General features: G+C 56.9%; 12 protein-coding genes. 7 read left to right on the forward strand and 5 right to left on the reverse strand.

Annotation, left to right across the window (positions count from 1 at the left end; genetic code table 11):
* The first annotated feature begins 100 nt into the window (after window positions 1-100).
* Window positions 101-997, forward strand: coding sequence for a hypothetical protein (locus tag HFX_RS18760; protein WP_004060686.1), 897 nt, complete (start codon window positions 101-103; stop codon window positions 995-997).
* 37 nt (window positions 998-1,034) lie between these two features.
* Here the strand turns inward: HFX_RS18760 and HFX_RS20735 are convergent, their stop codons facing one another.
* The 4 genes from HFX_RS20735 to HFX_RS18775 form a co-directional block, all read right to left on the reverse strand.
* Window positions 1,035-1,211, reverse strand: coding sequence for a DUF7576 family protein (locus tag HFX_RS20735; RefSeq protein ID WP_425497321.1), 177 nt, complete (start codon window positions 1,209-1,211; stop codon window positions 1,035-1,037).
* A 229-nt stretch (window positions 1,212-1,440) separates the two neighbouring features.
* Entirely contained in the window at window positions 1,441-2,484 is a 1,044-nt protein-coding gene (locus tag HFX_RS18765; protein ID WP_231513001.1) for a hypothetical protein, read from the reverse strand.
* Between the two features lie 489 nt (window positions 2,485-2,973).
* On the reverse strand, window positions 2,974-4,350 hold the full coding sequence (locus HFX_RS18770) for a putative sodium/potassium/calcium exchanger (protein WP_004060684.1): 1,377 nt from the start codon (window positions 4,348-4,350) through the stop codon (window positions 2,974-2,976).
* A 178-nt stretch (window positions 4,351-4,528) separates the two neighbouring features.
* Window positions 4,529-5,884, reverse strand: coding sequence for a putative sodium/potassium/calcium exchanger (locus HFX_RS18775; RefSeq protein WP_004060683.1), 1,356 nt, complete (start codon window positions 5,882-5,884; stop codon window positions 4,529-4,531).
* A gap of 473 nt (window positions 5,885-6,357) precedes the next feature.
* Here HFX_RS18775 and HFX_RS18780 point away from each other — a divergent pair, with 473 nt between their 5' ends.
* The 6 genes from HFX_RS18780 (at window position 6,358) to HFX_RS18800 (ending at window position 10,249) form a co-directional block, all read left to right on the forward strand.
* Window positions 6,358-6,783 carry a winged helix-turn-helix transcriptional regulator gene (locus tag HFX_RS18780; protein ID WP_004060682.1) on the forward strand — a complete coding sequence of 142 codons (426 nt, stop codon included), beginning with the start codon at window positions 6,358-6,360 and terminating at the stop codon, window positions 6,781-6,783.
* A 237-nt stretch (window positions 6,784-7,020) separates the two neighbouring features.
* The gene (locus HFX_RS18785; protein ID WP_014732854.1) at window positions 7,021-7,716 is read left to right on the forward strand and encodes a hypothetical protein; all 696 of its coding nucleotides are present in this window, start codon (window positions 7,021-7,023) and stop codon (window positions 7,714-7,716) included.
* 216 nt (window positions 7,717-7,932) lie between these two features.
* Window positions 7,933-8,172 (forward strand): hypothetical protein, encoded by a 240-nt coding sequence (locus HFX_RS18790; RefSeq protein WP_137685690.1) that lies wholly within the window; start codon window positions 7,933-7,935, stop codon window positions 8,170-8,172.
* A 235-nt stretch (window positions 8,173-8,407) separates the two neighbouring features.
* Window positions 8,408-8,797 carry a winged helix-turn-helix transcriptional regulator gene (locus HFX_RS18795; protein ID WP_004060679.1) on the forward strand — a complete coding sequence of 130 codons (390 nt, stop codon included), beginning with the start codon at window positions 8,408-8,410 and terminating at the stop codon, window positions 8,795-8,797.
* A gap of 11 nt (window positions 8,798-8,808) precedes the next feature.
* Window positions 8,809-8,982 (forward strand): hypothetical protein, encoded by a 174-nt coding sequence (locus HFX_RS20235; RefSeq protein ID WP_179955385.1) that lies wholly within the window; start codon window positions 8,809-8,811, stop codon window positions 8,980-8,982.
* Between the two features lie 481 nt (window positions 8,983-9,463).
* Window positions 9,464-10,249: a hypothetical protein gene (locus tag HFX_RS18800; protein WP_004060677.1), complete on the forward strand. Its 786-nt coding sequence runs from the start codon at window positions 9,464-9,466 to the stop codon at window positions 10,247-10,249.
* A 41-nt stretch (window positions 10,250-10,290) separates the two neighbouring features.
* On the opposite strand, the gene HFX_RS18805 is transcribed toward HFX_RS18800, so the two are convergent.
* Window positions 10,291-13,029, reverse strand: a complete 2,739-nt coding sequence (locus tag HFX_RS18805; RefSeq protein ID WP_004060676.1) for a BGTF surface domain-containing protein — start codon at window positions 13,027-13,029, stop codon at window positions 10,291-10,293.
* Window positions 13,030-13,059: the final 30 nt, after the last annotated feature.

Raw genomic sequence — 13,059 nt, forward strand, 5'->3', positions numbered from 1 at the left:
AGAGTTCTTCTATGCGCTCATCGTAATTTAACATGAACTGCCAACAACCGGTATCCCAGCATTCGAATACCGGTTGCGAACCAGACACAATCCAATCACCATGACCGACTTCGACGGACCGGAAATATCAGACCTCAATCAAGAGGTGTACGAGGTCTACCGCAACCTCGCAACCGAGGTTGCCGCATACGAGCAGGACGCTGAGATATCCGTTCCCGATAGTTTCGACGTCGGTTCCGTTCACGAAGCCTTGGATTTTCCCCTCACACTGTGGGAGTCCGGCCGGAAACCGACACGGACGGTTCCTGCGCTCGTCGCGTATGAGCAGTTTCTTGACCGCGACGAACGCGAGATAATCGTACGCATTTTGGCTGGTCTCGATGCATTCGTCGGGATGCTGGACGAGTTCATCGACACCGACCAGTCGGACAGACGCCACCGGACGAAACTCGCGGTCAACGTTGCGTTTTCGAGTCTGTTGTCGTTCTCCAGCATTCCGGAACCGAACAGAGATGTAGTAGTCGACGCACTCAGCGTGTATTTCGTCGAAGCATCCCGAATCCCGGCGGTCGAACAGGAAGTAGCACGCGCCCTGAAAGATGAAACATCGAGAGAACGGGCGATGGAGCTAATCCGGTTCGTGTACGGATTCCGCGCTCGGGACATCTCCGTGTTTGGTACTGTACCGGCACTCGTCTCCGACGTCGATATCGAGAGGGCCGACCGCATCGAGAACGACCTTCGGACATTCCGTGCACACTGTCTCCTCTACGACGACGTTAGAGACATCGAAGAAGACCTGAAAAACGGGATCGAGACCCCAGTTATGTGGCTATTGGACCACTACGACCCCGAGGAAGTCGCGGCCCAAATCGAAGCAGTCTACCAGTCGTTCGAGTATTCGAACGCCGAGTATACGAACCGTCTCTGCGAGATGGAACCCGGATGTGACGACCTCGTTGACGAACTAGCGTTGTTGGCATCTCGCATCCGATAGTACTGATACTGATTACTTGTTGCGGTGTAAACCCGGCTTAGCGACCCGTCCACTGGTTACGACAGCGCTCGCTACAGAAGCTGTAGATCTCCGTCTCCCCGTCGGTCGTTCTGGCTTTCGTGGGGTGCCACTCGGAGACATCGATGATCTCACCACAGGAGGCGCAGTGGTCAATCTGCCGTCCTCGGTAGTGCATTGTGCTATGTCTGCTCATAGTCTGGGGTCATATAATTGTAGGGGTTCAGTGGTGGTTACTTTCCCGGTTCGGACTTGGGAATACAGGAACACACCCGTACCTCGGCGACACATGTTTCGAACTTCGAAACACGGGTTATAGCTCGAAACACCGCTGGGACAGCCAGCCATAGACGTGCCATCTGGTTCTAACCACGCGACGGGAAAAGCAGTCGCCATGCCGCTAGTGCGGTCAACGTCTCATCCCGTTATCCGATGTCGATTTCGATACCATCACCGTCGTGGTCGATTTCGATGTCGTCGCCCTCAATATCGATTTCGTCGTCACCGTGGTCGAGTTCGACCTCATCGTCGGCTTCGACTTCCAGACCGTCATCGTCGAATTCGACCTCGCCGTCGTCGTCGATCTCTATTTCGTCGTCACCGTGGTCGAGGTCGATATCGTCGCCTTCGACTTCGACTTCGTCGTCATCGTGTTCGACATGGGCGTCATCGCCCTCGGCTTCGATCTCGTCGTCACCGTGGTCGACTTCAACTCCGTCGTCGCCACCGGCTTCGAGTTCGTCGTCGTCGTGTTCGACGTGGGCATCGTCACCCTCAACGTCGATCTCGTCGTCACCGTGGTCGACTTCAACTCCGTCGTCTGCTCCGACTTCGATTTCATCATCGTCGTGGTCGACGTGGACATCGTCACCTTCGGCTTCGACGCTGTCGTCGCCGAAGTCGATCTCGACTTCTTCATCGTCATCGAAGTCATCATCGAAGTCGTCATCGAAGAGGTCCTCAAGATCGTCCTCATCGTCGAGGAGATCTTCGAGGTCATCCTCGTCGAGGTCATCGAACTCGTCGTCTAGGAGGTCCTCGAAGTCGTCCTCATCGAAGTCGTCGTGGTCGAGGAGAGCATCGAGGTCATCCTCGTCGAGGTCGTCGAAGTCCTCATGGTCGAGGATATCTTCGAGGATCTCCTCGTCAAAGTCGTCGAAGTCGTCGTGGTTGAGGAGAGCATCGAGGTCATCCTCGTCGAGGTCGTCGAAGTCCCCGTGGTCGAGGAGAGCCTCAATCTCGTCCTCGTCGAGGTCGTCGAGGTCTTCGTCATCGAAGAGATCCTCGAGGTCGTCCTCGTGGTCGTCATCCTCGTGGTCATCGTGGTCGTCGTCCTCGTGGTCAAAATGGTCGGAACGTGCGAGGTCGGTCTTCTCGGCGCTCACCGTACCGACACCACCAGCTAATGCGACGACGACCAACAGGCTAACTACAACTACCGCTGCAGTCCTGAGTATGTGTCGTCTCATGGGTTGTGCTTGTCAGTCGGGTGCGCTCAACTAACGTGTGAGAATAGTCGGTCCGTACACGTCTCTTTACCGAGATAAACACGTGTTAATAACTGACACTGACCGCGGACACGACCCATGTTTCGTGTCTCGAACGGTGAGTTTCACTTCGTTTGTCCGTGAACCACACACGTCCGTGGGTCACACACAACCGCCTTAGTTATCTCCTCGCCCTCCACACAGATATATGTATTGGCAAGTACACCCACAGTAGACCGTCCGTTTCTTTGAGTAGTCATGTAGATGGCGAGTGAGAGGTTCAGCGTCGATAGACTCAGCAAAAATCTCTGAGAACGTCGGTACTAGGATGTTCTGCACGATAGCAAACGTGGCTTGGTCTAAGAGGTGTTACGGAGGGACGAAGTCAACCTTCGTCCTCCGCATCGTCATTTCCGCGCTAGGGCCGGTGAACACGTCGCGGGGATTGTTGTCCTAATTCGTCGAGGGCGATCACGCCTCGGTGTCTTCGTCCTCCTGTTCGAGGTCGACGGTTTCACCGTCGGATTCGAGGTCGACGCCGTCGTCGTCCTCGACATCGAGGTTCTCGCCGCTTTGCTCGATGTCGTGGTCGTCGGTCTCGAATTCGACCTCATCTCCATCGTTTTCGAATTCTGAGCCGTCCTCGTCGTCTTCGACATCGACCTCGTCACCGACCTGTTCGATGTCGTGGTCCTCAGTCTCGAAGTCAACGGCATCACCGCCGTCGAAGCTCTCGAAGTCGATGTCGTCTTCGTCGTCTTCGACATCGACATCGTCATCGCTCTGCTCGATGTCGTGGTCGTCCGTTTCGAGTTCGACCTCGTCTCCGTTATTCTCGAAGTCGGTGTCGTCGGTCTCGACTTCGAGGGCGTCTTCGAGCTGTTCGATCTCTCCACCATCGAATTCGACGTCAGCAGCGTCGTCGGTCGCCTCTAAGTCGATTGTACCTGAATCGTCTTCGAATTCGAGGCGGTCGCCATCGTTCTCGAAGTCGAGGCCATCTTCGTCCTCGACTTCAGCATCGTCGTCGTCCTGTTCGACCTCTATATCGTCGGCCTCCACATCGACATCGTCCTCTTCTCCGAGGTTTTCGAAGTTGAAGCCCGCCTTTTCAACTTCGAGTTTCTCACCGTCGTGTTCGATTTCGTGCTCGTCAGTCTCGATCTCGACCTCGCCGTGGTCGCGTTCGACCTCGACATCCTCGTTTTCGAATTCGAGGTCGTCTGAGTCGTCTTCGAACTTGTTGCCACCGCGTTCGTACTCGACCTCGTCGGTTTCGACGTCGACGCTCTCGCCGCGCTGCTCGATTTCTTCGTCGCCGTTCTCAACGTCGACGTCGTCACCGCCGTCGTCACTCTCGAAGTCGAGGTCCTCTTCGCTGTCCTCGACCTCGAGGTCGTCATCGTCCTGCTCGATGTCGTGGTCGCCGGACTCCGCTTCGACCTCATCTCCGTCGTTCTCGAAGTCAAGGTCGTCTTCGTCGTCTTCTACTTCGAGATCATCACCGTCCTGCTCGATCTCTTGCTCGTCGAAGTCGATATCGACTTCGTCATCGTCCTCGTTGGACTCGAAGTCGAGATCGTCTTCGTCGTCCTCTACTTCGGCATCGTCGCCGTCGTGTTCTATTTCGCCATCCTCAGTGTCGACCTCTACCTCATCGCTATCGTCGCCATCGTCGTCATCTGCGACCGTCTCGTGGTCGCTAAAGAGGTCGTCACCGGACAGGTCCGCTACGGGTGCGGCACTGGCGACGGTCCCCGTCCCCGCAGCTGCCGCCGGCGCCGCGGTGCCGACAAGCAGGCCGACCACGAGGAACGTCACCAGTGCAAACCGCTGTCTGTATTTCATTAGTTGTGGGTTCCGTGTCGTGTGCTTGGTCGTTGTCTATGAAGTCTGGAATAAATTCGAGGTGCGGGCTCCGCTACGACCCCGCCCGGGTGGAAGGCGGGGCTGGGCCGGCTGCCGCGAAAGAACCTGTGCTATTCGATACAGCCGAACTGTGGTTGTCTATCTCGGTCTGGCTGTCTTATGATTCACTCCCTGATTCCGTGCTGTCGTCGTCGGTGAGCATGGTTTCGAGCATGTTGACCTCGTTGTCGTCGAGGTCCTCGACGTCCATGTCCGCGAGGTCATCGTAGTCGTCCGCGCCGACCGTGGTACCGAGTTCGATGATCTCCTCTCGGGTCAGGTCGCCGAGGAACGCTCCGACTTCGGTGTCACTGTTCTCGTCACGTTCGAGGTCGATCTCGTCACCATTGGATTCGAGGTCGAGACCACCGTCTTCCTCGACATCGAGGTTCTCGCCACTGTGTTCGATGTCGTGGTCATCGGTTTCGAATTCGGTCTCGTCTTCGTCGCTCTCGAATTCGGTGTCGTCGTCGTGGTCTTCGACATCGACATCGTCATCGCTCTGCTCGATGTCGCGGTCGTCATCCTCGAACTCGACTTCGTCGCCGTCGTTCTCGAAGTCGACACCGTCGTCGGTGTCGACTTCGAGGTCGTCGTCATCCTGTTCGATCTCCTGCTCGTCGGTCTCGAAGTCAAGATCGCCGTTGTTCTCGAACTCGAATTCTTCGCCTTCGACGTCGACATCGTCACCGTTGTGTTCGATGTCGTGTTCGTCGTCGGCCTCGAGTTCGTGGTCGTCGCCGTCGCTCTCTAAGTCGAGGTTATTCCGTTCATTCTCGACTTCGAGGTCGTCGCCGTCCTGTTCGATCTCGCTCTCGTCGGTATCGATGTCGACATCGTCACCGTCGAGGTCGATGTCGATGTCGCCAGCGTCCTCAGTTTCGAGGTCGAGACTGCCATCGTTCTCGTAATCGATGGTATCGCTCTCGACATCGGCCTCGTCGCCGTGCTTTTCGATTTCGGCCTCGTCGTGTTCGACATCGAGGTCGTCATCTTCGGCCTCGTAGTCGAGGTCGTGGCCGTCGGTGTCGTCTTCGACTTCGAGACGGCTGTTGTCCTGTTCGATTTCGACGTCGTCGAACTCGATATCGGCGCGGTCACCGTCTTCTTCGGACTCAAAGTCGAGGTCGTTTTCGTCGTCCTCGACTTCGACGTCGTCATCGTCCTGTTCGATTTCGTGGTCGTCTGTCTCTACGTCGACGTCGTCACCGCCGTCGTGGCTCTCGAAGTCGAAATCGTCGTCGTCGTCTTCGACTTCGAGGTCGTCGTCGTCCTGTTCGATTTCGCTATCATCGAACTCGACATCGGCCTCCCTATCGTCCTGGTTGGACTCGAAGTCGAGGTCGTCATCGTCGTCTTCGACTTCGGCGTCGTCGCCGCTGTGTTCAATCTCTCCATCCTCGGTATCGATGTCAACATCGCCATCGCTCTGGTGATCAGCAGCTACCGACATCGCGCCGCCGGCAGTAATCATGCCAATCGCCAGGAACAGTATCAGTACTAATCGGAATGTGTCTTTCATGGTTGTTCGTCACGTCGGTTGATTACCCAGCGCGGAGAGCAGATCGGGTTCGAATCCGCTCTCCCTGGGACAGACTCATGTTTGGACCCTTTCCCCATAAGGTTAAGCTAACTGACTAATCAGCGGATTAAAACGACTTTATCGTGTGATTCGATGGGCGGCTGGTAACGGGTCGAACATGGAGTTACCCGCCAGAAACCGCCATCAATCGCGTGTACGGGCGACTCAAGCATAGACCGTGCCTAGAGAGGAGTAGATGGTGCCTAGATGGATGCTGGAATCGATGAGAGGTGAGAAGAATCGTCCGGTAGCAGGCTGTTAGTGGTAGATAACACTCATATGTTCGGGTTAGTCTAGTCACTTCGGTCCGCCAATGCTAACCACCTAGTCGGGATACTTGTTTGTGCTCGGGTGGTACTACTCGTATGAGCAATGGCTCGGAGTCGAGCAGTCACTCGAACGCCACTCTCCCACGGACACACGAGCGTCAGGACGAACTGACGTCGATGTCCTCGCTGTTTGGACGAAAGTGGAATCCGGTCATTATCCACGCCCTCGTTGAGGACGGTCCACTCGGGTTCAGCGAACTCAGGGAGCCGATTGACCGCATCTCCAACAAAGCACTCTCGGAGAGTCTGAGCACCCTCGAAGAGAGAGGCGTTGTCGAGCGAACTACCATCAGTCAGCGTCCGTTCAGAGTGGAGTACTCGCTGACTGACTGGGGGGAATCACTCGGGTCCATCGTTATGGACTTCATCGACAGTACGAAGAGAGACACCGAGGGTACGGATATCGTCGACAACGAGAACAAGGATGTCAACACCAGTACAGCAATTGACCTCGGGAAGTGAGCATCCGACGGTAATAATAAACCGACCATCGCGAGCACGACTCGAGACACGCCCGGTAACTGGAGTGCCGCCCCAGTCTTGCCTGCGGTAGAATAGCCGCGGCTGGAGTTGCAACTTGCTTGACGACGCAACCATCGATTCTTTAGTTATAGGGCTACAGTACTGTAACGCGATTACTGGATGGAAACTCTATACTGATTGTATCCGCTTACGATGTGTTTGGCGGAGGCACCGTGGATGGCTGACCTCCCGAGACGGGAGTGGCTAGCGAATGTGGGTGCCGGGTTGGCTCTCTTGTTACTCGGCTTTGGGGTGACCACAGCCAACCGGGCCAACTCCGAGTCGAGCACCGGAGTGCTCGGATACTTGCAGGACGGTATGGGGTCAGTGACATCAGATGAGTCTGCCCGAGGCGAAACGTCGGATGGTCCAGTACGAGACGAAACAGCAGATGACTCGGTCCAAGACGAACAGACACTCAGCTACGAGGTTGACGAAAACGGGGACGTCGAGTTTGACGCTGAGAACATCTCGTTTGAGGCCGAATCAGATGGTGTCGAGTTCGTCGTCGACGGTAAGACGAGTATCGACTTCGAAGTCAGCTCGGATGCTGTCGAACTGACGGTACTCACTGCTCGCGATGAAATCGACTTCGAGTACGACGGCGATGGTGCTATCGAGTTTCAGGCTATCGGTGCCGATGCTGACACAGAGTTCGAATCCGAGGAAAAAGAAATCGATTACGACGGGAACTTGATAGATTTCGAGTGGAGAGAGAACGAAGAAGTCCAGATTGACGGTGACGTGAGGATGGAGTACAGAGCCGGGGAGTTCGAATGGACTGGACACGAACTGACGTTCGAATGGGACCGGGCGGATAACGACTTTGAGGTAGAACGGGTCAACCGACGCATACCCGAAAGCGAGACGTAGCCTGGTAGCTCCGGAATTCGTCGCGTTCCTCTAGCGTCGTCAACCACGGATTACTGACGGAACCGTCGCCGTGAATGTTGGATTCTTTCTGGTAACTTGGTTTACATAGGCACGCTTGTAACGATTTTACACGTCGTATCTCGATGGTAAGTTCGTAAACCGTTATGCACCGCCGGACGAATCACTCAATAAAACATTACCCACCAGCAGTCGTATTTGACTATCGAGAAGATGGCGTATCAGGAACTGAAACTCTCGTTTCGCGGTCGGTACATCGTCCCTGTTAAACGGATGGTCCAGTGGTTTGCCTTTTGGGCAGCAGTATTCCTTCCGTTCGTCCTGTTGTTCTACCTTGGGCTGGGACTGAACACGCTTCACGAAGTAACCGTGTTCGCAGGCTTAGTTATGCTCAACAGTGCCGCGGTTTTCCTCGGTCACGAACATAACCGTTCGTGATTCCGTCGTCGACCCCTCCAAAGTGGCAACGGGGACAGTCTTCTCTTTTTCTCATTCGGAGCAGCTACGCTTTCAGTTAGCCTCTGCTTAGTCGGAATCGGAGTCCATACCTAAGCGCTTGGGTATCCAACATTGGTTCTTGGCCGTGGACCCGTGAAACTAGGCTCCATTCGGTGAGATGTGAAGGCTGCACTGCTTAGGGGAAACGGGTAGTATGTGTAACTGTGACACACCAATGAGTGTAGAAGCAAACTCTTTCGCCGACGAACCGACTGGCCTTGCCGACGCAATCGACCTCGCAAAGACACCATCGAGGGAAAGAGAGGAAAACCTTCTCACCGGAATGAGCGCAGTGATCGGACGCAAATGGCATCCGGTCATCGTCCGTCAACTACTGGAGGGTGGACCTTCCGGGTTCAGCGAACTCAAAGAACAGATCGACGGTATCTCCGGGAAAGTGCTCTCGGAGAACCTCAAAGATCTTGAGGGGCATCAGATCGTCGAACGGCGCACCGTCAGCACCCGCCCGCACCGCGTCGAGTACTCGCTTACCGAGCCGGGACGCGAACTTGAGCCGATGATCACCGCGATGCGTGAGTGGGGTCGAGAATACCTTCACACGTAATCAGTAGACCGATGAGTCACATAGAACCCGACCGCTCGGACGACGAACATCCCGAAGAGCCAAGACGACCAACCGATGTGGTTGTGGTCACGACCAAGAATGGGGACCACCTCCTCTACGAGGAAAACCAATCCACAGCCTGGATCAGCGCCGACAATGCCATCCCAATCAGTGAGGTGCAGTAACTCGTGTCGGCCCTGAACGGCGTAATCTAATTCTCTCTCGTCAGCACCGATAATCGACCCGAACAAACGGTCGACGACATACTCTGATAAACGGTCGACATCCTGATGAACAGGTACTCTGTCGGCCGGGGTTGCGGTGTGTTCAATGTCTGTTTGAGACACATCTGTAGACGTCCCCAGTTACAGCGAGACTGAACGAGTTACCAACTGGTACCCCTCTTCCAATTGCCAACCGAGTAACCGAGGACTCAACAACGAATATCACCTCCGTGTGTAAATGTTCAGTTGGCTACAAAACACGGTGACCGGAACATGCCGAGAACGAGTGAGTGAACGTGCGACCGTAACACCGTCAGTGGCAGGTTCACTCGGCGATTCTCCACGTAATCGCCCCTCTCGTTAGGCAGTCACGACCATGAGCAATACACCCCTGTTCACTAACGGCCCCCCTACCCCATTGCTGCTTGTACTGATAGTTGCTGTGGCCTCTGCGCCTGCCGCGGCCACGATTGACATCGCACTAGCGGACGGCGATGTCAACATCGAAGTCGCCGACGACAGCGCTGACGTCACGGGTGACGACTTCGCGTTTGAGTTCCGCCCTAACCACACCACGCTTGAGGGCCACGACTACGAGTTCGAGTTCGGTGACGGAGTAGTCGTCGAAAGTGACGATGTCGACATCGAGTTCGATGAGACGGTCGACATCGAAAGCGACGACCTCGCGGTCAGAGCCGACGGACAGAGGATCGAAGTCGAGAGCAATGGCGAACGGATAGACATTGAGATCCGCGAGGGCGGCGACGCGGCCGATATCGTGGGCGACGGCTTCGACATCACGTTCGAGGATGACCACTTCGAAGTGTCGAGACACGACCCCGACCCTGACCTCGACATCGAAAACCGAAGCGACGAGGTCGAAATCGACGGTGACGAGTTCAATCTCGTGTTCGACGGTGAGCAGTTCGACATCGAAGGAGACCATCTCGAGGTCAGAATCGACGCGAACACCGGTCACATCCGCACCGAGACTGACGAGTTCGACATCGGGTTCGATGGCGAAGTCGTCGAGACCGAGACCGATGAGTTCGACATCGAGTACGACGGTGAGATTCTCGACGTCGGGAGCGGAAACTTCGACCTCGTGTTCGACGGTGGAATGCTCGAAGTCAGGAGCGAGGACGGTGGACTGACCATCGAACTCGACGACCAGGGTGCCACAGTTAACGTGGTGACGAGTGGTGTCGAGGCCGAAGCCAGAAGATGACAGGGGAAGTGTACTGGCGCGGCAGTTCCCCTCTCGATTCGTCACTTCTTACGGTTCCTCACGAATACGAATGTGACCACGAGAGTTCCAACGAGGACCGGAATGAATACGGTTCCTACCGGCCCAGTACCGCCAATCGAGCGGGCCGTGTCTTCCGGAAGAACGACCCGGTCTACGGTGCCTTCGGCGTCGGAACCAGTCTCCCGGTCCCGTAAGGGTGGGGATAACTCCGGCGGGACCGAAGATGCTACCGTCCCTGTCTTTTCCGGTTTCGTCGTCGGTTCGCCGGCTTGACCCTCTGATACGACCCTCACCGTCGTCGACTTGAGGAGCGTCGCCCCGCGCGAGGTGGCGGCGGAGGCGGCGAGTTCGAGCGTGGACCCGGTTGGCTGTCCAGCAAAGTCGAAGCTAGCACTGAACCGGCCGTTTTTCTCGACTGTGGCCGTCTTCTTTCGCACAAACTTGTCTTCCGTCTCGTTTGCCGACGCGACTGAGACGGTGACCTCGGTCCCCGGTGCCATCGATGTTGCACCCACAATCGTCTGATTAGCTGACGGAGTGACGGTCACCGTGTCGCGTCCGAATGTAGCAGACGGCTCGACGGTTTTGAATGCCGTTTGGATTACGTTTGGTTCGTCGCCGTCGGCGGGCCGGAGGCGCTCGTCGGTGACGGCGAACGTGGCCCGATACACAGCGTCGGGGACTGCGACCCCGGTTGTCGTACTGCCATCGGTGACTGTGGCCCGACTCGCGTTGATGACGACGAAGTAGTTGTCGCGTCCGGGTGCCGGAACCAGTGTGACGGCATCGTTGGCGGTTAGGTTGTCCGTCTCCAGCCGTACGGCTGAACTATTTGTCTCAGTCGACTCCTCGTTGACACGGGTGATTACGAGCGCAAGTTCGTCACCGATGGCAGCGTCGAACGTGCTTCGATTCCGGACGAGTCCTTCGAGTCCGGACGCCTTGACCTGTAGAACGACCCAGTCGGTCGTCGCAATAGTTTGATCCGCTGAGAGTCGACCGGACCGGTCCAATGCGACGAGATCGACCATCTCGACGGTTCCATCGCCATCGACGTCCGGGTCGACTGAGCCGGGTGCGGTCAGCACCTGTATCTTATCCGTACTCCGTGTTCCAATCGAGAGTATCCCGGCGTCCGTCGGTGTCGATTCGGTGGTGCCGTCGGTCTGGGCGGCGACCCGAATCCGATAGCCACCGGGGGGTAGCGCGGCGTCCGACGTGACCTGATTACGGAGCGTCGCCGCATCGTCCGCATCGGCCGTCCACACGACGGGTGACACTGAGTCGGTGGCCCCGGCGGCCCGGGTATCGAACTCGACGATAACAACCCCGTCGCCATCACCGTCCGTCACTGCCGTGTCGGCCTGGTAGTCGCTTGCACCGCTCTCGATAGTGAGGGTTGCTGAGTCGGTCTCTCCAGCGATTCGAATCGGGAGCGTCGCGACGTCCCCGCGGTCGACGGAAACCGTGTTCGTCGCGAGGGCGGCGCGCGCTGATTCGGCGCTACTGGCGCCCTGCTGTTTCTCCGCGATGTCCGCCTGGTTCTCTCGGGCCTCGGCGCTACCGACCTTCCGAACCCGGTCGAACTGCATTGTCGCAGTGGCCCGAACTGTCGTGGTTGCGTCGCTCGCGTACTGCGTGACGTCGTACGTTACCCCCGGCGCTGGGACTGTACGCTGCGTGTCCTGTACGAGCGATATTTTGGCGATGACGTCCGTGTCCGCGTCGCCGGCATCGTCCCGAATGGAGACAGTGACAGTCCCGTCACTGAAGGACGCGGTGGCCGCCGCGGTATCTGCCCCGGGGGTGGCCTCAACGGACGTGATAGTCGTGCCAGCGTCTGTGGCGGCCGAGACGTCGATTTCGAACGTGTCTGTATCTCCCCCCCGTTCGACTTCGCCGCTGACTATCAGCTCCTGCTCTATGCCGTCATCGCCTGCCTCGACATCGGTTGCCCGAGCGACTGGGATGCGCGATTCCGGTGAGTCTATTCTGTTAGTGGCGTTTGGGTCATCCGGGACGGACTGCTCCGCTGCCTCGTCGTTCGATTCGGATTCTTCTTCTCCGGCGTGGCCGAGGCCGTCGTCTCCGCCGTCTTTGTCAGCCTCGGCGTGGTCATCCCTGGCGTGGTCGTCATCGTGGTCATCACCGAATTCGAAACCGTCTTCGTCATCACTGGAGTGGTCGTCATCGTCGCCGTCACCGAATTCGAAACTACCCTCGTCATCCGCAGCGTGACCATCCTCGTCGTCATCGAATTTGAAGCCATCTTCGGCAGCTTCGTCGTCTTCGCCTTCTTCGTCATCGGTGTGGCCTTCCTCATCCCCATCGTCACCGAATTCGAAGCTATCCTCGTCATCCTCCTCGTTATGTTCATCCTCGTCTCCGTCATCGAACTCGAAGCCGTCCTCGGTATCATCGTCCTCATCGACGTGGTCGTCCTCGTCGTTGTCGGTGTGGTCTTCTCCATCGTCACCGAACTCGAAGCTGCCATCGTCTTCGTCATCATCGACGTGATCATCTCCGTCGTCCTCGCCATCCTCGTCATCGTGCGTCGAATTGTCCGTCACGGCGACTCTCCCACCGTCATCAACACTACTTCCAACCGCTTCGAATCCGGCCCCGAGTAGCTGTTCGGTCCCGAAATCCGAGTCGGTCGGCACCGTATCCGTGGCCGTTACCGGCGGTGGAACGCTTCCGAGAACAGTGGCTACGACGATGAAGACAACGACGACTGTGAACTGGTGGTTTCGGGTCATAAACGCGCTGAACCGGGTGGTCGGTCTCAA

The organism is Haloferax mediterranei ATCC 33500 (assembly GCF_000306765.2).
In the GTDB taxonomy this organism is placed as follows: domain Archaea; phylum Halobacteriota; class Halobacteria; order Halobacteriales; family Haloferacaceae; genus Haloferax; species Haloferax mediterranei.

Bases quoted from the DNA above. Each gene is read 5' to 3' on its own strand.
- HFX_RS18760 (WP_004060686.1), top strand. From the start codon at position 101: ATGACCGACTTCGACGGACCGGAAATATCAGACCTCAATCAAGAGGTG.
- HFX_RS20735 (WP_425497321.1), bottom strand. From the start codon at position 1,211: ATGAGCAGACATAGCACAATGCACTACCGAGGACGGCAGATTGACCAC.
- HFX_RS18765 (WP_231513001.1), bottom strand. From the start codon at position 2,484: ATGAGACGACACATACTCAGGACTGCAGCGGTAGTTGTAGTTAGCCTG.
- HFX_RS18770 (WP_004060684.1), bottom strand. From the start codon at position 4,350: ATGAAATACAGACAGCGGTTTGCACTGGTGACGTTCCTCGTGGTCGGC.
- HFX_RS18775 (WP_004060683.1), bottom strand. From the start codon at position 5,884: ATGATTACTGCCGGCGGCGCGATGTCGGTAGCTGCTGATCACCAGAGC.
- HFX_RS18780 (WP_004060682.1), top strand. From the start codon at position 6,358: ATGAGCAATGGCTCGGAGTCGAGCAGTCACTCGAACGCCACTCTCCCA.
- HFX_RS18785 (WP_014732854.1), top strand. From the start codon at position 7,021: ATGGCTGACCTCCCGAGACGGGAGTGGCTAGCGAATGTGGGTGCCGGG.
- HFX_RS18795 (WP_004060679.1), top strand. From the start codon at position 8,408: ATGAGTGTAGAAGCAAACTCTTTCGCCGACGAACCGACTGGCCTTGCC.
- HFX_RS20235 (WP_179955385.1), top strand. From the start codon at position 8,809: ATGAGTCACATAGAACCCGACCGCTCGGACGACGAACATCCCGAAGAG.
- HFX_RS18805 (WP_004060676.1), bottom strand. From the start codon at position 13,029: ATGACCCGAAACCACCAGTTCACAGTCGTCGTTGTCTTCATCGTCGTA.